Origin of the sequence: Lacihabitans soyangensis (genome assembly GCF_024343775.1) — a bacterium.
GTDB lineage: Bacteria > Bacteroidota > Bacteroidia > Cytophagales > Spirosomataceae > Leadbetterella > Leadbetterella soyangensis.
The window spans coordinates 56,156-73,107 of record NZ_RJUF01000182.1; the positions used below are offsets into that span (position 1 = coordinate 56,156).

Annotated in this window: 17 protein-coding genes; 8 read left to right on the forward strand and 9 right to left on the reverse strand. The window is 36.7% G+C overall.

Translation table 11 applies throughout. From position 1 onward, the window contains the following. Positions 1 to 94: 94 nt before the first annotated feature. The 3 genes from kdsB to EGI31_RS20650 are packed head-to-tail and all read left to right on the forward strand — an operon-like array spanning position 95 to position 3,158. Positions 95 to 850 carry a 3-deoxy-manno-octulosonate cytidylyltransferase gene (gene kdsB, locus EGI31_RS20640; RefSeq protein ID WP_310586236.1) on the forward strand — a complete coding sequence of 252 codons (756 nt, stop codon included), beginning with the start codon at positions 95 to 97 and terminating at the stop codon, positions 848 to 850. Between the two features lie 35 nt (positions 851 to 885). Beyond that, positions 886 to 2,451, forward strand: coding sequence for a T9SS response regulator signal transducer PorX (porX, locus tag EGI31_RS20645; RefSeq protein ID WP_255039060.1), 1,566 nt, complete (start codon positions 886 to 888; stop codon positions 2,449 to 2,451). A gap of 2 nt (positions 2,452 to 2,453) precedes the next feature. Further along, positions 2,454 to 3,158: an SRPBCC family protein gene (locus tag EGI31_RS20650; RefSeq protein WP_255039061.1), complete on the forward strand. Its 705-nt coding sequence runs from the start codon at positions 2,454 to 2,456 to the stop codon at positions 3,156 to 3,158. Here the strand turns inward: EGI31_RS20650 and EGI31_RS20655 are convergent. Beyond that, entirely contained in the window at positions 3,142 to 3,825 is a 684-nt protein-coding gene (locus EGI31_RS20655) for a cell division ATP-binding protein FtsE (protein WP_255039062.1), read from the reverse strand. The genes EGI31_RS20650 and EGI31_RS20655 overlap by 17 nt on opposite strands. Before the next feature lie 46 nt (positions 3,826 to 3,871). Then, positions 3,872 to 4,528 carry a fructose-6-phosphate aldolase gene (fsa, locus tag EGI31_RS20660; protein ID WP_255039063.1) on the reverse strand — a complete coding sequence of 219 codons (657 nt, stop codon included), beginning with the start codon at positions 4,526 to 4,528 and terminating at the stop codon, positions 3,872 to 3,874. Between the two features lie 256 nt (positions 4,529 to 4,784). Between fsa and EGI31_RS20665 the strand changes: the two genes are divergently transcribed. Beyond that, entirely contained in the window at positions 4,785 to 5,117 is a 333-nt protein-coding gene (locus tag EGI31_RS20665; RefSeq protein ID WP_255039064.1) for a transmembrane 220 family protein, read from the forward strand. A gap of 127 nt (positions 5,118 to 5,244) precedes the next feature. Then, positions 5,245 to 7,059, forward strand: coding sequence for an excinuclease ABC subunit UvrC (uvrC, locus tag EGI31_RS20670; RefSeq protein ID WP_255039065.1), 1,815 nt, complete (start codon positions 5,245 to 5,247; stop codon positions 7,057 to 7,059). Between the two features lie 4 nt (positions 7,060 to 7,063). Here the strand turns inward: uvrC and EGI31_RS20675 are convergent, their stop codons facing one another. The 4 genes from EGI31_RS20675 to EGI31_RS20690 all read right to left on the reverse strand — a co-directional run bounded on the left by EGI31_RS20675 (position 7,064) and on the right by EGI31_RS20690 (position 12,117). Next, a complete protein-coding gene (locus EGI31_RS20675) occupies positions 7,064 to 8,653 on the reverse strand; it encodes a TonB-dependent receptor (protein WP_255039066.1) in 1,590 nt (529 codons plus the stop codon). Between the two features lie 7 nt (positions 8,654 to 8,660). Continuing rightward, on the reverse strand, positions 8,661 to 10,052 hold the full coding sequence (locus tag EGI31_RS20680) for a WG repeat-containing protein (protein WP_255039067.1): 1,392 nt from the start codon (positions 10,050 to 10,052) through the stop codon (positions 8,661 to 8,663). A gap of 239 nt (positions 10,053 to 10,291) precedes the next feature. Further along, positions 10,292 to 11,464 (reverse strand): glutathionylspermidine synthase family protein, encoded by a 1,173-nt coding sequence (locus EGI31_RS20685; protein ID WP_255039068.1) that lies wholly within the window; start codon positions 11,462 to 11,464, stop codon positions 10,292 to 10,294. Next, a complete protein-coding gene (locus EGI31_RS20690; protein WP_255039069.1) occupies positions 11,461 to 12,117 on the reverse strand; it encodes a Cj0371 family chemotaxis-regulating polar lipoprotein in 657 nt (218 codons plus the stop codon). Before EGI31_RS20690 ends, EGI31_RS20685 begins: the two co-directional genes overlap by 4 nt. 204 nt (positions 12,118 to 12,321) lie before the next feature. Here EGI31_RS20690 and EGI31_RS20695 point away from each other — a divergent pair, with 204 nt between their 5' ends. Together EGI31_RS20695 and EGI31_RS20700 are read left to right on the forward strand one after the other, a co-directional pair. Further along, a complete protein-coding gene (locus EGI31_RS20695) occupies positions 12,322 to 12,585 on the forward strand; it encodes a DUF6364 family protein (protein WP_255039070.1) in 264 nt (87 codons plus the stop codon). Then, positions 12,582 to 12,998, forward strand: a complete 417-nt coding sequence (locus EGI31_RS20700; RefSeq protein WP_255039071.1) for a type II toxin-antitoxin system VapC family toxin — start codon at positions 12,582 to 12,584, stop codon at positions 12,996 to 12,998. Before EGI31_RS20695 ends, EGI31_RS20700 begins: the two co-directional genes overlap by 4 nt. 189 nt (positions 12,999 to 13,187) lie before the next feature. Here the strand turns inward: EGI31_RS20700 and EGI31_RS20705 are convergent, their stop codons facing one another. Beyond that, a complete protein-coding gene (locus tag EGI31_RS20705; RefSeq protein WP_255039072.1) occupies positions 13,188 to 14,288 on the reverse strand; it encodes a VIT1/CCC1 transporter family protein in 1,101 nt (366 codons plus the stop codon). Positions 14,289 to 14,570: 282 nt separating this feature from the next. Here EGI31_RS20705 and EGI31_RS20710 point away from each other — a divergent pair, with 282 nt between their 5' ends. Further along, positions 14,571 to 15,206, forward strand: a complete 636-nt coding sequence (locus EGI31_RS20710) for a hypothetical protein (protein WP_255037928.1) — start codon at positions 14,571 to 14,573, stop codon at positions 15,204 to 15,206. A gap of 154 nt (positions 15,207 to 15,360) precedes the next feature. Here EGI31_RS20710 and EGI31_RS20715 read toward each other — a convergent pair whose 3' ends face one another. Beyond that, complete coding sequence (locus EGI31_RS20715) at positions 15,361 to 15,555, reverse strand: DUF2283 domain-containing protein (RefSeq protein WP_255039073.1); 195 nt, start codon at positions 15,553 to 15,555, stop codon at positions 15,361 to 15,363. Positions 15,556 to 15,896: 341 nt separating this feature from the next. Then, on the reverse strand, positions 15,897 to 16,952 hold a 1,056-nt coding region (locus EGI31_RS20720; RefSeq protein ID WP_255039074.1), incomplete at its 5' end, for an aconitase family protein.

Here is a 16,952-nt window from a genome sequence, read left to right on the forward strand (position 1 = left end):
CTACAAAAGTACGTTTTAATGAATTAAGTGCATAATTTTTTTTATTGATAAACAAATACATTAATTTATTTTAGTTTTGTGTTTCTAAATATCTATGTCTTTGAAAATTCTTGGAATTATACCTGCACGCTATTCTTCATCGCGTTTTCCCGCTAAATTGCTTAAAACTATTCATGGTAAATCCATATTACAAATGGTTTATGAGCAATGCGAAAAAACCCAAAGTTTGAGTAAAATAGTAGTTGCCACCGACCATGAGGCTATCTTTGAGCACGTAGAGGGTTTTCATGGCGAGGTGGTAATGACCAGTACCAAGCACGAAAGCGGAACGGACCGATGTGCCGAGGCATTGAAGCTCTTTGGGGGCAATAGTTCGTATGACTATGTAGTTAATATTCAAGGAGATGAGCCATTGATTGATCCTAATACGATAGATGGTTTATGCAGTATTCTTGACGATAAGATAGAAATTGCTTCGGCGTGTTTTCCAATTGGTAAAATGGAGGATTTGCTCAGCCCCAATGTTGTAAAAGTGGTCATTGGAGAGAAAAAACAGGCCTTGTACTTTAGCAGGTCTCCCATTCCGCATATTCGTGACCAAAAGATAGACCAATGGCTTGAGCATAACGTTTTTTACAAACACCTCGGAATCTATGCCTATCGTGTGGATATACTAGAAAAATTAGGAAAGTATCCGATGGCAAAATTGGAATCGCAAGAGAAACTTGAGCAGCTCCGGTGGCTGTCTAATGGCTTTAAAATTAATATGGTAGAAGCCACAAGTGAAGGTTTTGGGATAGATACCGAACAAGATTTTGAACGTTTAAAGCAATTTTTAGATAAAAAATAGCGTATAAACTATATATCATTAAAATAAACCAATTTATGCAGCGATTCACCATTCTTTGGGCTGACGACGAAATAGAACTTCTCAAACCATATATAGTTTTTCTAGAAAATAAAGGATACGATGTAACACCAGTGCCTAGTGGTGCCGACGCCTTGGATTTGGTCGAAAAAAACAACTACGATATTATTTTTCTTGATGAAATGATGGCTGGTATGACTGGCCTCGACACATTGGTGCAGATCAAAAAGATAAAGCCGTCTATTCCGGTAGTAATGATTACCAAGTCTGAAGAGGAAAGGATAATGGAAGAGGCCATAGGCTCTAAAATTGCCGATTATTTGATAAAACCCATTAATCCGAATCAAATCTTGCTTTCGATTAAGAAACTTTTGGACAACAAAAGATTGGTGTCGGAAAAGACAAACTCAAGTTATATGCAAGACTTCAGACAGTTAAGTATGCAATACAACGACGAGTTGGACTTCAATGAATGGTCTGAAATATACAAGAAGTTGGTTTTTTGGGAGTTAGAAATTGACCGATCTTCTGATAAATCCATGGAAGAGGTTTATCAAATGCAAAAGGCGGAGGCAAATGCAAGATTTTCGGATTTTATCGAGGATAATTATGCCAGCTGGATGACAGATCCGAACGTTAAAAAACCGGTAATGTCGCACAATCTTCTGAAAACCAAAGTGTTTCCGTTGGTTAATAGCGGTTCTCCCTTATTCTTTATTTTGATTGATAACTTCCGACTGGACCAGTGGAAAATTATGGAGGATATCATAGGAGAATTTTTTACGATTGAATCAGATGAGACTTATTTTTCCATATTGCCTACGGCAACTTCCTATGCTCGAAATTCAATTTTTTCTGGTCTTACACCCCTCGAAATGTCAAAACAGCATGCCGATATTTGGGTAAACGACGAAGGTGATAATGAGGACGGATTGAATAAGAACGAGGACGAGTTTTTGAGAAGACAATTGAAAAAGAACAACTTGCAGCACAAGTTTTCTTATCACAAAATCCTGAACAATGGGCAAGCGAAATCTTTGGTTGATAATTTTAATAATCTTATGAAAGACGATTTAGTTGTGGTGGTTTACAACTTTATCGATATGCTTTCTCATGCCCGAACAGACATGGCAGTTATAAAAGAGCTTGCTCCTGACGAAGCCGCATATAGGTCTATTACAAAGTCTTGGATTCAACACTCGCCTATGTTAGATTTCTTGAAGTTAATAGCCTCTAAAAATGGTAGACTCGTAATAACCACCGACCATGGTATGGTGAAGGTTAAGAATGCGAAGAGAATAGTGGGCGACCGAAATGTCAATACTAATTTAAGATACAAACAAGGGCGTAATCTTAACTTGGATGACAAACGTGATTTTGTCATAGAAGTCAGAAAACCAGAGACTTATAAATTGCCAAGCCCGAATCTGTCCACCTCGTATTTTTTTACAACGTGTGACTATTTCTTTGCTTATCCGAACAATTACAATCACTATGTGAGTCATTACAAGGATACTTTCCAACATGGTGGAGTTTCTTTGGAAGAGGTTATTATTCCGTTTGCGGTTTTGAAAGCCAAGTAGATATGAAGAGAATTCTAATTTTGCTGCTATTGTCGTCTAAAGTCTTTGCTCAAGAAGAAGCCAAAGATGTTATTTATAAAGGTTTTTATAATTTATCTTTTTTGGTAAAAAGTCCAGTTGGGCGGTTCAAGGACGCTATTTCTTCCGATTTTTCGAAACTTAACAGTAGCGGTCTTTCGATTTCGTATTTGACTAATCCAAGAATAAAAGTAGGTGAGCTGAGTACGTTGCTCATAGGCGGCGAGGTAGGTTTTGTTGGGAATCGACAAAATAAATTCTTCCAGCCCGCCACTTCTGGAGATTTTTTCATGAATCACCGCCAAGCATGGGCTAATTTGAGGTTTAGATATTTGCCCAATTTGGCCATTAAAAAGGTTATTCCTTATTTAGATGGAGGCTTAGGGCCAAAATTTTATTTCTCTAGAATGATGGAAAATGTGGGCGAAGATGAAATTTATAAGGTATATGGATTTACCTCCACGACACTAAGTTATAATCTGGAAGCTGGTGCGTCTTATAAAATTTCTGGTGAAAAGAGACCTTTTTCTTATTTGGAGTTTGGATTAGGTTATTCGCAAGCCAACTCTCTTAAAATCATCGATAGAGAAAGAGTGGGTTTCCTTTCAAACTTCGATGTTATTGATCCTAAAAAATCAGTTAGGCCACAGGATTTTTATCTCAAAATAGGTATTACGAGTTACCTGTAAGGTCATTGATTATTCCGCCGTCGCAGTAGAGTGTTCTTCTTGGAAATCTTTCTATCAAACCTAATTCATGAGTAGCCATCAATACAGCGGTGTCGGACACTTCATTGATTTTAAAAAACAATTTCAAAATTTCTATAGATTTTTCTGGGTCCAAGTTACCAGTAGGTTCATCTGCTAATAATATCTCTGGGTGATTTAGAAGTGCTCTTGCTATCGCAATTCTTTGTTGCTCACCACCTGACAATTGGTGCGGATGTTTTTTTAGCACATCAGGTAATCCAACCAGTTCCAATACTTCCATGATTCTATCATCAATCTTCATTTTGTCATCCCAGCCCATAGCCTCCATAAAAAACCTTAGATTCTGTAAAACATTACGGTCGGGCAATAGCTGAAAATCCTGAAAAATGATACCGATTTTTCTGCGTAAGAATGGAATTTCCTTGTATTTGATGTTTTCTAATTCAAAACCAGCCACTTTTCCGTGTCCTTTTTCGAGCCACAGGTCGGCATAAAGTGTTTTAAGAAGTGAGCTTTTACCACTACCAGTTTTGCCAATCAGATAAACAAACTCTCCTTTGTTGATAGAGAAGTTTACGTCAGAAAGTATAAGGTTTTCTTTCTGATAAATAAATGCATTTGAAAGTGAAATTACAGCTTCGCTCATTGTAAATAAAAAAAGGCGGAAAAAAACTTTCCGCCTAAATTAAATATTATTTGTTAACCTTGGCGTGATCCGATAGGAATTTTGCTAGGCCGCTATCTGTCAAAGGGTGATTTAAAAGTGCAAGAATGGCCGATAGTGGACCAGTCATAACATCTGCACCAATTTTGGCACAGCCCAAAATATGCATAGGATGTCTTACTGAGGCAGCCAATATTTGAGTTTCGTATCCGTAGTTATCGTAAATAGTTCTTATTTCTTCTATTAAACTAAGTCCATCAGTGCTGATATCGTCTAATCTACCGACAAATGGAGACACATAGGTGGCACCAGCCTTTGCAGCCAATAGAGCCTGACCAGCCGAAAATACTAGCGTGCAGTTGGTTCTAATACCTCTTTCTGAAAAATATTTGATTGCTTTTATACCGTCTTTAATCATCGGTATTTTTACAACTATCTGATCATCAATTTTTACCAACTCTTCGCCTTCACGAATCATCCCTTCGTAGTCTGTAGATATAACTTCAGCACTTACGTCGCCGTCTACAATTTCGCAGATAGCTTTGTAGTGTTTTCTAACGTTTTCTTCTCCGCCAATACCTTCTTTTGCCATAAGCGAAGGGTTGGTGGTTACTCCGTCCAAAATACCTAAATCCTGAGCCTCTTTGATTTCTGAAAGGCTTGCTGTGTCAATAAAAAACTTCATGATATAAATTTTGATTGAAAAAACGAAGAAAAAAAAATGGCAAATTCACCGCTACAACCACCTACCCTTGCTACCTTCCGGTCCTGGGGGATTCAGCAGGAGCTGGTAATTTGCCGTCACAAAAGTACGAACTTTCTTCGGTTTGACAAATGCAGGCCTAATTATTTAGATATTTTTTTAAACCTGACCACAATCAGTTTCTTTTTGTTGCATTGTTGATTGAAATGTAATTACTTCGACCTTTTAACAAAACCATATGAAATACGTATATTATATTCTGATGCTGGTCTTTGTGTATTTTACAGCCGTGCAATACAACGATCCAGATCCTTGGTTGTGGATTCCAACCTATTTGTTCCCCATTTATCTTTTATTTCAAAAATCAAGAGGGAAACTTGCCAGAAGTACCTTGTTTTTAGTAGCGATTCCTTATTTGTTTTGGGCTATCAACCAGTTTCCACCTGAGTGGGAGGGAGTAATGCTCAATACCATGGGAATGAAAACCATCAACATTGAGCTCGGCAGAGAATCTCTTGGCCTCGGATTTACGGCCTTGGTGTTGTTTTTAGTTTCTTTTTCAAAAAAATAATCAGATGGTTTTCAAAATGGTTTGTGGGTTGTTCACCCTCAAACCATTTTTTTGTTTTTGATGTTAGTTTTCTAAGTTTGATGTCTCTCTTTGACTTTAGATGGAGTGATTTTTACAAAATGCTACAATGGCCGATATAAATTTTGATTACAAAGATATTATTTCCCGACTTCCTAGTGAACCTGGTATCTACAAGTATTTTGATGAACTAGGTACAATCATATACGTTGGCAAGGCTAAAAGTTTAAAAAATAGAGTTAGCAGCTACTTCTATAACTTTGACAGGGTAGACAGGAAAACAAGAAGGCTGATTCAGAATATACATAGACTAGAATATACTGTTGTTCCTACCGAATGGGATGCCCTTTTGCTTGAAAATACACTTATAAAAGAGCATCAGCCTAAGTACAATATCCTTTTGCGGGACGATAAAACTTATCCTTATGTCTGCGTAACGAATGAGCGTTTTCCACGTGTTATAACCACCAGAAGGATTGAGGATAGGGGTAGAGGCAAGCTTTATGGTCCTTATGTAAATGCCAAGGCCATGTATGCTTTGCTTGATATGTTCACCAGTTTGTTTACAATCCGTACCTGCAAGTACAACCTTAGTGAAGAAAACGTTTGGGCAAAAAAATATAAAATTTGCCTAGAATATCACATTGGCAACTGTAAAGGTCCTTGCGAGAATCTGCAGTCAGAGGCTGATTATTTGAAAGAAATAGACCAAATTCATCAGATACTGAAAGGGAATCTATCACCAGCCAAGAAATATTTTCAAGAGAAAATGGGTGAATCTGCGGCCAAAATGGCTTTTGAAGAAGCTCATCAATATAAGCTGAAGTTGGAGTTTTTAGAAAATTACCAATCAAAGGCTACGGTTGTTACTCCCACTATTCAAGATGCCGACGTCTTTACCATTCAATCTGACGAGTCGGCAGGTTATGTAAATTATCTTAAAGTTGTGAATGGAACAATCATCAGAACCCAAACTTTAGAAGTCAAAAAGCGTCTGGACGAAACCGACGAGGAGATTTTGGGTATTGTGATTTTTGATTTAAGACACAAATACGAAAGTGAGGCCAAGGAAATAATTAGTAACATCAATCCGGATATTGATTTCAAGGCCAATATTATTATTCCTCAAATAGGGGATAAGAAGAAACTGATAGAAATGTCGCTCCGGAATATTATGTATTTCAGGCATGATAAGGCCGAGAGAGATGCCGCCGCAGCCAGTGGGACTACCAACAAGAGAGATAGAGTCCTAATAAAGCTAAAGCAAGATTTACAATTAAAAACGCTTCCAAGACATATTGAGTGTTTTGACAACTCTAACATTCAAGGCACTAATCCAGTGTCGGCCATGGTGTGTTTTATGAATGGACAACCTTCTACGAGAGATTACAGACACTATATACCCAAGACGGTTGTCGGCCCGGATGATTTTGCCACTATGAATGAAGTAGTAGGCAGAAGATACGCCAGACTGATGGAAGAAAAGGCCGACTTGCCCGATTTAATAATCATTGATGGAGGCAAAGGACAACTTTCTGCCGCTTGTGATGCTCTTAAATCGTTGGGATTGTATGGTCAGATTCCTATAATTGGCATCGCAAAACGTCTTGAAGAAATATATTTTCCAGAGGATACGCTACCCATTTACATTGATAAAAAATCAGAATCTTTGAAACTAATTCAAAGATGTAGAGACGAAGCTCACCGTTTTGGTATAACACACCACAGGAATCGTCGTAGTAAAAACTTCTTGATTAGTAGTTTGGAGTCTGCACCTGGTATAGGTAAGACTACAGCCACAAAGGTTTTGAGTCATTTCAAGTCCATACCTAACATTAAAAATGCCCCAGATGAGGAACTCATAACACTTTTGGGGAAAGACAAAGCAAGACGAATCAAAGAGTTTTTGGAAAAGGAAAGTTAGAACTTTAATTTTTTAACTTTATGATAATTGTTCCATTGCCTCCACGAGACCCGAGCATAGAATTGCTGCCGTACTTCACAAGTCCGATTTCAGTTATATTGTTAGTTTCGATGAATTCTAAGGCATTTAGCACATCAGCCTTTCCAAAATAAAGTTTTTGGTTTAATAGTAATGAAGGAGTATTATCCCCATTGGTACTCATGCCAGCTATGGAAATTGAATACTGTCCTGTTTCTGGGTTATAACCAACTCGTAATCCAGGTACACGTCTTAGTAGCGTATAAATATCAGCATTTTTTTCGAGTTCAGTTGGCCGAAATAACACATCTGGTTTAATGAAATAATCATCATTAGCATCTTTTGATGTTGTATTATTTACGAAGCCGATGTTTTGGTTTTCTGTATATTGCCTATTTATCGCCGTCGAATCACTTTTCCTGTTTTCAAAAACCAATTCAATCAAAGGTACTACGGCTTCTACTGGCGTTTCACTTGGAACTTCGTAGTTTTCCGGAAGTGCGGAGGATAGTCCTTCGTTACCCCAATGGAAATGAAAAGTTATGCCATTAGGTATTGAAATAAAACCATTGTTGTTAAAAACAGCAAAATGGTTTGGAAGGTCAATTTTAGAAAAAGCATAGGTGTAATCCGTGAAAGGATTTCGGAAATAATTCAGAACGTTTTTGTTGAATACCAAAAGAGGCAAGTCAGAATAAATTAGATGTCTTTTACTAAGTGAATCATATTGATAAATGGTAGAATCGGTCGTTTTAATTAATCTACCTTCTAATACCTCTTTTTCTACGGTTGTTTTTCCCAAATAGATATCTACCATACTTTTAATCTTAAAGACTTCGAATTTTTCTCCAAGCATATTTCCGTTGGCTAACGATTGCAAAAACCAGTTTGATGTTGAATGAAAAGCCTTGAGTCGTCTTTTAAGTTGCATGGCTCTTTCTTTTTCATCATTAGAAAGGTCGTCTTCAAAATATTTGGACGCCGAGTAATTTGTTTTGACTCCATCAGAACTGAATTCATAAAGGTCCACGTGAATTTTATATCCGAGTGCTTTATTTCTAACAATAAACGTTTCGCGTGAATTAGCTAAGACCAATTTGTTTGTAGGGTCCATTTTAAGTTGAACATTATCCTTGTTTTCTATAGTGCACTCTCTGCTGAACTGATTTTCGCCCAACAGGCCATTTCTGAATATCTGCCACTTTTTCCACCAATATTTATCTTGCTTAGCTTTTATGACAACCTCTCCTAACTGATTACCAATGAGTTTGATGCTCAGAAATTTTGGAATATTATATTTGGTGAATTTTTGTTTTTGGGTGTTAAATCCAACCATAGAAACCACAAGTTCAAAGTCGATTTTTGAACCTGGTAAGGAAAGTGTGAATCGTCCAAGTGAGTCTGTCTGAGTAAATATTGAGGTGGAATTGATGTACACATTTACAAATTCCAGAGGGGTGTTTTTCTCATCCACAATTTTCCCCGTTATTTTAAATGCGGAAGATTGGCCGTGAACTTGAAACGCCAAAAGCAAAGTAAAGAATAGGTGGAGATAAAATATTATAAATTTGTTCATAACATATTTATTTAATTTTCACAACAAAAATTGTTAGGCCAATCATCAAAGATACTAGAAGTCCGAAAAAGACATTTTTGACTATTTCAGGCTTAAATTCTTTGGCTAAAATCTTGCCCTTCGTATTCAAAGTGAATTGATATAGTTCCTTCTGACCATAAATGTTGCCATTTTTAAGAAAGCCTACTTTGTCGTATTTTGGCTCAGTAATTACTTGACCATTTGTATTTATTAATCCGTAATTATTATCTTTTATAGCAAGAAAGTACTCTTCAGTATGCAATTTAGTGATTTCATCAAAAGAAAAATTAGATTTTACTATACCAAGACTATCAACCACACCCCACTTTTCAGTCCTCTTAAGTTTGTAAAGACCAAAGCCCAAACTTAAAATATCATTACCTTTTCCAATTTTTTGGGCCTTATTTAAAGTGTCAACTCTGTACCATTCTAAATTATTTTTTAAAAGCACATAATTTCTGTTTTTATCGGACCGAAATTGGCTGTATAAATTTGGAATCGTTTCTTTCCCAGTAAACATATCAACAAAGCCAAATTTGCCATTTTTCTCCACCATGATGTTACCGGCAAGCATAGAATAGTTGAAAGAATCGTATTGAGGAGCAATTAAGCTTTCGCAATTCGCAGTCCAAAATCCTACTTTTTTGTCTAAGGTTTTATAAGCCCTAATCATACCGCGGTATTCTTCGTTGTAGGGTTGGATGTACAGAAATTTCTTTGGAATTAACGCCGCACCATTTTTATCAATGAAATTTTTTACTCCATTTCTAAAAGTCACACCTGCTATTCCACCTTTAAATTGTTCACCTTTTTTGAAAACTTTATTAAATTGCTGTTTACCAGTTTTATCCACGAAATAAAGTTGGTCATCCCAAACTCCAACCAAACAAACGCCATTTGTAAAACTGCCTTTTACAATTTTATACCGTGGCGAAATTATTTCTTCTCCTTTTTCATTGATAAAGCCATGAGTGTTGCTAAGGTGTACAACAAATTCATATCTTCCTGTATAGTAACAGCTATGGCAAAAGTCATGAGGGCCAAAGGTTACCTCTGCCATACCTTCCGAAAAATCTCCAATATCTGTATATGTTTTCTTGGTTAAATATTTGCCGTTTTTGTCTACTAACCACGCAATTTGTGTTTCGTCACCATTTTTGAGATTTATTTTCTTTTTGACAATATAAAGATTGTCATTTTGTTTCCACACAAAATCAAATTGTTTGAAGAAACCATCATCTCGATCTTTTTTTCGGCCATATTTAGTTGGCCAAAATCCAGCATTTAATCCTTTTGCATTCTTCTCTTCTTCAGGATATTTGGCAAAAGTTTGAGGAACAAAAAGAAATAGGATTGAAAGAAGTTTTAGTGTTTTCATTAGTCATCGGATTATAGGGTGAATTAATTAAATCAAGAATGCTATAAAATTATAAATAAAATTGAAATAATTATATTTTATTGGGTTGTATTCAATGAGTTTCTGAATTACTATTTCTAATTTTGGTAAAAAAACTTATTCAAAAAAAAGCCCCAGAAAAATTCTGAGGCCAATTTGAAATCTGTAACTTGTTCAGCTTTAATGTATTAAATTCACATGTTTTTGTTGGGACCTTAATTTCACTCAATCAAATGTCCACAAAACTGAGCAGTATTGTCTAATATTTTTCCACCTTTTCTGAAACCCAATCCACAGGATTCGCCTACATAAAAGACCCCAGCTTGATAATAATATCCTCGGTCATCCATCGGAAAATCTATAAACTCTTGGTAGATTTTCTTCTGCTCGGCATATTCTCCTCCTGAAAATGTCACGGTTTGGTTTGTACTGCTTATAATTCTTAAATTGGCACCTTCTCGGCCAAACATTACCTTTTCTATGCAGTTTTTGCCTGAAATAGGACTCGACTTGGTCTCTAATAGAAGCGGATGGTTTGGGAATAAATCCCAAAGAACTTTCAAGATGCCTTTAGACTGAAAAAGCATGGTGTAGGCTGGGTTCAAGACCACAGCTTTTTTATCCATGCAAATGTCAGTAATAATTTTACAAAGTTCTGGCTCATCCCAGGCTATAAACTCCCAGGGAATAAGTTTGAACCAAAAGTCATATTTAGTGAAACTTCCGTCTGCCAAACTGTGCTTGAAAATTCCTTCTGCAGGTGAAAAGTCAACGTTCTCTATATTTTCAAACGCGACATCAAATCCTGCTTCTTTGGCAGCTTCGGCCAAGATTTCCATGTTGGTATCATCCTCTGGAAAGCCAGCCATGGTGCTGATCAAAAGTGAAGGGTGAAATTCTTGGTTTTCTTCTCTTAACGACTCAATAGCTTCAACCAGACTCTCGTATAAAGTATTGAATTGCAGGGAGTCATCAAATCCATTGGCTTTTAGTGATGCCCACTGAATGATGGCAGTTTCGGGAATACAAGTGGCAGTGTCGGCATTGAACTCTATCAGCTTTATCGGTTTGCCATAAATGCCACCTGCCAAATCAAAGCGTCCGTAAAGATGCCAACCTTTGTCATTTTCCCAACTGTACTTAATCAAGGGAACCAGGTTAGGTGGTATGCCCAAATCCTCATACAAATCGTGCTTGATGACATGCTCAGCAGCCTTTATTAACATTTCGTAAAGCTCATTACCAGCCTTATAGTAAGCCTCGGCGGTATTTTCGGTTACCACCACCATGTCGTTGGTAACGTATGGCAGCGTGTCTTCTCCTAACATCCATTTCCAGCCTTCTTCTTTAAGTGTTTGAAGAGGCGAATTTTGTAGCGTTTTTAACTTTATCATCCTCCAAAACCAGATCCTGACCTACTTCTACTACCAAAAAAACCACTTCTACTGCTACTTGGACGTGTTACAGTTGTTCTCGATCTGGTGATGTTCCTATTCACTTCCGACGATTTTGCAAAAGTCTCGGGATTTGAATAATACCTGCCCATATCGGCACTGTTTTTTACGCCTCCGTTTGGCACAAAACCCGAACCGTTGTTGTCTCCTCTAAAATCCGGACGATAAAAGCCGTAATTTGGGCTCATCGTTCTACCTAGAAAGTAGCCCATACCACCATAAAGGAGTACGTTTGATAGGCCATTGTTGTGACCGATGGTATTTTGATTGTGAGTAATTTCTTCGTCGATAAGTTTTTTAGATTGCTCCTTGGTGAGCGTTTCTACTCTTCCATCCAGATAGGTTACTATAGCTTTGGAGCTATCTGCTGGTACAGCTATTTCTTCTGTTATTTTAAATTCCCCTTTCGAAGTTTCCTTTATGTAGGTTCTTACACCTTGGGTGTAAACCTCCGTTTGCTCGTAATCGCCTTCTGTACTTTCATTTGAGGAGCAACCATATAAGCCCGAGCTCAATATAAGCATGCTCAAAGAGCCACTTATGGTGATGTCTTTTACTTTTTTTAAGAACGTATTTCTTTTAACAGGTGTCATTTTAAGTATTTTTTTCTTCAAATATTCAAAAAGTATCTGATACTTTCCAACCTATTCGTGAGGAATGAATAAAATTACCTTACAAATGGATTATTTAAATGATTCGTTATGAGGTTTTATAAATAAGGAGGCCGAAATTTGGAAATGTACGTATAGAATAATATTATTGTACGTATAAATTCTAAAGTAATATTTAAAATAATAATGGATACTAAAATCACATTAAGTTTTGACCAAAATGTCATAGAAAAAGCCAAAGATTTTGCCGCATCTCAAGGTATAAGTTTGAGTAGGCTTACAGAGTTTCTCTACGAGAAAATCACCTCAGCACCAAAGGCTTATGCTTCGTTGGAAGATATTCCTATTTCTGATTTTGTAAGAATGGTTGCAGAAGAAGAGGTCACTTACAAAACAATGGCTAAAAGCTCAAAGTCTATGAAAAAAGAGTATTACGAGTCACTGAAATGAAAGTATTTCTTGATACTAACGTGCTGGTTTCTGTCCTTAACCACGAAATGCCAATTTTTACTTATTCTGCCCGTGTGATGAGTTTGCCTCAATATCAGGCACATTATCAGTTGTTTACCTCGCCAATTTGCTTAGCTATAGCTTACTATTTTGCGGAGAAGAAATGTGGAAGTATAAGAGCCATCGAAAAAATGCAAATCCTTTCAAGTCAAATTAAAGTCACCTCCATTGGTCAGGAAGAAGTGTTTTTGGTGAATAACAACAGCAAAATCAATGACTATGAAGATGGGCTTCACTATTATTCTGCCAAACAAGCTGGTTGCCAAATAATTATTACCGAAAATGTAAAGGATTTCTACTTTTCAGAAATACCGGTTCATACTTCCAAAGACTTTATTTTGAATGTGTTGTGATGGTTAGAAGGAACACGGATTTAACGGATTAGACACGGATATTATTTGGAAAGTTAATTTAATGCAAATTTAGTATCAAATACTCATTTCAAGGTCTGTGTATTTGTAATTCAGGTTTTATCAATAATCCCGAAATAATTAAATCCGTGTCATATCCGTGTTCATCCGTGTACCAAGGCCAAAGAACTATTACCCAGCAATCGACACGCCAATCAGTTTTCCAATACCAAAAGTGATGGCTGCCGCTAACAAGCCGAAGATTACTTGTCTAAAGCCTGAATACCAAACGCTTTTGCCTGTAAATAATGTGATTACCCCGCCAATAAAAAATAAACCAATTGCACTAAAAGCTGCACTAAGCAACACAGCCTGGATTCCGCCCAAAAAGAAAAATGGAATAACTGGTAAAATTGCCCCAATCGCAAACATTACGAATGAAGATATAGCTGCCTCCATGGCTGACCCTTGTAAGTCTTCACCATTTATGCCCAATTCTTCTTTAATCAATATGCCGTGGGCTTTTTCTTTGTCGAGCATGGTTTCCTTGGCCATTTGTTTGGCTTGTTCTTCTGACACTCCCTTGGTTTGAAAAATCAGGGCCAATTCTCGTTCTTCACCAGCAGGGTTGGTTTCTAGTTCATCCATTTCCAAATCCATTTGGTTTTCGTACAATTCTTGTGAACTTTTCACCGAGATCCATTCACCAAGTGCCATTGACAAGGCTCCAGCCAACAGACCTGCTAAGCCAGTTAGCAATACTTCTTTCTGGCCATTGGTTGCTCCAGCAATACCCATTACCAAGCTAAAATTGGAGACCAATCCGTCGTTTCCACCTAAAACCGCCGCACGAAGAGCATTGCCGCCCACTGAACGGTGTTGTTTTTCAAATCTTGCCAAACTTGGGCCAGAGATATCTTTATTGCCTTGCAGAATGTTCTTCAAAATAGCCACATGAGCTGTGTCCGAAAGCGATTCGGTAGAATTGTATTGTTTTCGTGCTTTCTTTATTGAATTGGCAACCGACTTTTCGGTATCCAACAAAACACCAAGAATATAATCGTATCCAAATACTTTTCCTATCATATTCAAGAATTTCGCCCGACCTGAAGGTTTTGGAAAAGCAGAAGTATCCATGCCATTTTTCGCCATGAACGCCAACGCATGAGAATGTTCAATCTCACTCATTTCTTTAAAAACCTTCGCTACGTTCGGGTCTTCTTCATGCTGAGCCAATATGCCGTACAAATAACTGGCATCTACTTCTATTTGGATGTTTTTTAGTGAGGGCATTGGGGGGGAATAGTTTGAATCTTAAAATAGTTTTAAGATTTTTTTTTGTAAAACTAAAAATACAAACAAATCTACTCCAAATTTTAAAATAGTTTTAATTATTGCCAAAAAGACTAAATTTTTAAGAGCGAAATTTAACTTTGCAATTCAATTTTCACTTTTTAATATTTGTTTTCAGTTCCATAAATGAAAGTATTACTCTTCTTCCTCTAATTAATTATAGGTTCATACAATCAGGTGTTTTGTCAAAAAAAGTATAATTACGCTGTTAAATTGAATTTCATGTATGATCAAAAGTTTAATTTTGATATTGGTCAAAAGGATTCTTTATATTTCTACACGGATCTTAATGAACCTAAAATCAGAGTTAAACCTTCGTTATTAATATTGAATAAAAGAGGGAATTCTTGGGAATTGCAGCTAGAAGGAGGTCTTTTTGACCAAAGAAAATCAAAGAAATATCAGAACTTTCCTACTAGTGACATTTATAGTCACTCTTCAAAATTTGTCAGAATAATAGGTATCAATCATGTCAATTTTATACAAAATCCAGCAAGAAAAGTCAGATTTTCCATCTCTTTAAATTATATGTTAGGATACGAAAAAACTTCAAACACTGTTTATTTTGGCGACTCATACAATAATTCTAGCACAAGAGTTTTACTTGAATATGGTGTCTCAACACGAATTGGATACAACTTGTCAGAAAAATTATTCTTTGAGATTAATCCACCTTTTCTAAAAAATAAAAGGTTAGAACTGGGGAAAAAAATTTCAAACCATCCTAGTACTCCCATTAGTTTAAGAAGACAACCAATTTTTGATTTTGAACACAACGGCCCAGTATTAAATTATACTAATTTTAGATTAAGTGATACCTATTTTAGAGATATTGTTTCTCTAGGTTTTAAATTTTAAATGCTCAATTCTAAGCACAAAAAAAATCCCCAGCCTCTCAGCTAGGGACTATCCGCAATAACAAACCAAGAAATATTATTTCCCAGCTTGCTCTGCAATGATATTTAATGCAGCACCAGCTTTGAACCAGCCGATTAGAATGTGGTTTTAAGAGTTAAGCAAGTTCATACTCAACAATATTTGGTTTGGAAGAAGATTTAGAAGCATCCAAAACTTCAATTCCAACCAATTGGCCATCAATAGTGTAATCTAATATAACTCCTTCTTTTTCCATATCTGACTCATCAACAGGTAAATTGCTTATTTTGATATACAAAATATCTGTTTCTTTATCATATTTTATTTTCATATGTATTTCTCTATTTTTAAGCTTTTGTATTCAGCTTTATCCAAATTGGGGCTTTTATTTGAATTTTCAAAAATAGTGATTAAAAATTACTTTTTATTTCTTTATCGTTGAGATAAGTTATTCTTAGCGTTTCGCTCTTTGAGAAACTTTGTGGAATTTCTTTGTGTCTTTTGTGGTATAACTTTTACACAAAAGACACAAAGGAGTCACAAAAATCACAAAGCTTTATATTTTAAAATATTTGGTATTGCAATTTACTATTAGATCCTAGCAGTTATTACCACAAAAAAAATCCCCAGCCTCTCAGCTAGGGATTCTCCGCAAAAACAAACCAAGAAATATTATTTTCCAGCTTGTTCTGCAATGATATTTAATGCTGCACCAGCTTTGAACCAGCCGATTTGAGCATCGTTATAGGTATGATTTACAACGATTTCGTCTTTTGAACCGTCAATGTGGTTTGCCACGACTTTCAACGATTTTCCTGGAGCGAAGGTTGTCAAACCTACTATGTCTAGTGTGTCATCTTCTTTGATTTTGTCATAATCTGCAGGATTAGCAAATGTCAAAGCCAACATACCTTGTTTCTTCAGGTTAGTCTCATGAATACGTGCAAACGATTTCACAAGGATAGCTCTTACGCCCAAATGACGTGGCTCCATAGCTGCGTGCTCTCTTGATGAACCTTCACCATAGTTTTCGTCACCTACCACTATTGAACCAATGCCAGCAGCTTTATATGCTCTTTGTACTGCTGGTACTTCGCCATATTCGCCAGTCAATTGGTTTTTAACTTTGTTTGTAGCTTCGTTAGCAAAGTTTACAGCACCAATCAAAAGGTTATTTGAGATATTGTCCAAGTGTCCACGGAATTTCAACCAAGGGCCTGCCATAGAGATGTGGTCAGTTGTACATTTTCCTTTCGCTTTAATCAGAAGTTTCAGGCCTTTAAGGTCTGTTCCTTCCCATTTGGTAAATGGTGCCAATAACTGTAATCTGTCAGATTTTGGACTAACTTTAACTTTAACATTTTTACCGCTTCTCGCTGGTTTTTGATAACCTGCATCCAAAACATCAAAGCCCAATGGTGGCAATTCGATGCCCAATGGTGGATCCAATCTTACTTGTTCACCTTTTTCGTTGGTCAAAGTATCCTTGGCTGGGTTGAAAGTCAAATCTCCAGCTATAGCAAATGCGGTAACGATTTCTGGCGAGGCCACAAATGCGTGCGTATTTGGGTTACCGTCAGCTCTTTTTGCAAAGTTACGGTTGAAGGAAGTGATGATAGAGTTTCTTTCACCTTTTTCAGCACCATGACGTGCCCACTGACCGATACAAGGTCCGCAAGCGTTGGCCAATACCACACCACCGATTTTATCAAAAGTAGCCAATAAACC

Excerpts from the sequence above, each read along its gene's own strand:
- porX (WP_255039060.1), top strand. The coding sequence starts at position 886 with ATGCAGCGATTCACCATTCTTTGGGCTGACGACGAAATAGAACTTCTC.
- EGI31_RS20715 (WP_255039073.1), bottom strand. The coding sequence starts at position 15,555 with ATGAAAATAAAATATGATAAAGAAACAGATATTTTGTATATCAAAATA.
- EGI31_RS20700 (WP_255039071.1), top strand. The coding sequence starts at position 12,582 with ATGAAAGTATTTCTTGATACTAACGTGCTGGTTTCTGTCCTTAACCAC.
- EGI31_RS20685 (WP_255039068.1), bottom strand. The coding sequence starts at position 11,464 with ATGATAAAGTTAAAAACGCTACAAAATTCGCCTCTTCAAACACTTAAA.
- uvrC (WP_255039065.1), top strand. The coding sequence starts at position 5,245 with ATGGCCGATATAAATTTTGATTACAAAGATATTATTTCCCGACTTCCT.
- EGI31_RS20680 (WP_255039067.1), bottom strand. The coding sequence starts at position 10,052 with ATGAAAACACTAAAACTTCTTTCAATCCTATTTCTTTTTGTTCCTCAA.
- EGI31_RS20705 (WP_255039072.1), bottom strand. The coding sequence starts at position 14,288 with ATGCCCTCACTAAAAAACATCCAAATAGAAGTAGATGCCAGTTATTTG.
- EGI31_RS20710 (WP_255037928.1), top strand. The coding sequence starts at position 14,571 with ATGTATGATCAAAAGTTTAATTTTGATATTGGTCAAAAGGATTCTTTA.
- EGI31_RS20675 (WP_255039066.1), bottom strand. The coding sequence starts at position 8,653 with ATGAACAAATTTATAATATTTTATCTCCACCTATTCTTTACTTTGCTT.
- EGI31_RS20665 (WP_255039064.1), top strand. The coding sequence starts at position 4,785 with ATGAAATACGTATATTATATTCTGATGCTGGTCTTTGTGTATTTTACA.
- EGI31_RS20690 (WP_255039069.1), bottom strand. The coding sequence starts at position 12,117 with ATGACACCTGTTAAAAGAAATACGTTCTTAAAAAAAGTAAAAGACATC.
- EGI31_RS20695 (WP_255039070.1), top strand. The coding sequence starts at position 12,322 with ATGGATACTAAAATCACATTAAGTTTTGACCAAAATGTCATAGAAAAA.
- EGI31_RS20650 (WP_255039061.1), top strand. The coding sequence starts at position 2,454 with ATGAAGAGAATTCTAATTTTGCTGCTATTGTCGTCTAAAGTCTTTGCT.
- EGI31_RS20655 (WP_255039062.1), bottom strand. The coding sequence starts at position 3,825 with ATGAGCGAAGCTGTAATTTCACTTTCAAATGCATTTATTTATCAGAAA.
- fsa (WP_255039063.1), bottom strand. The coding sequence starts at position 4,528 with ATGAAGTTTTTTATTGACACAGCAAGCCTTTCAGAAATCAAAGAGGCT.
- kdsB (WP_310586236.1), top strand. The coding sequence starts at position 95 with ATGTCTTTGAAAATTCTTGGAATTATACCTGCACGCTATTCTTCATCG.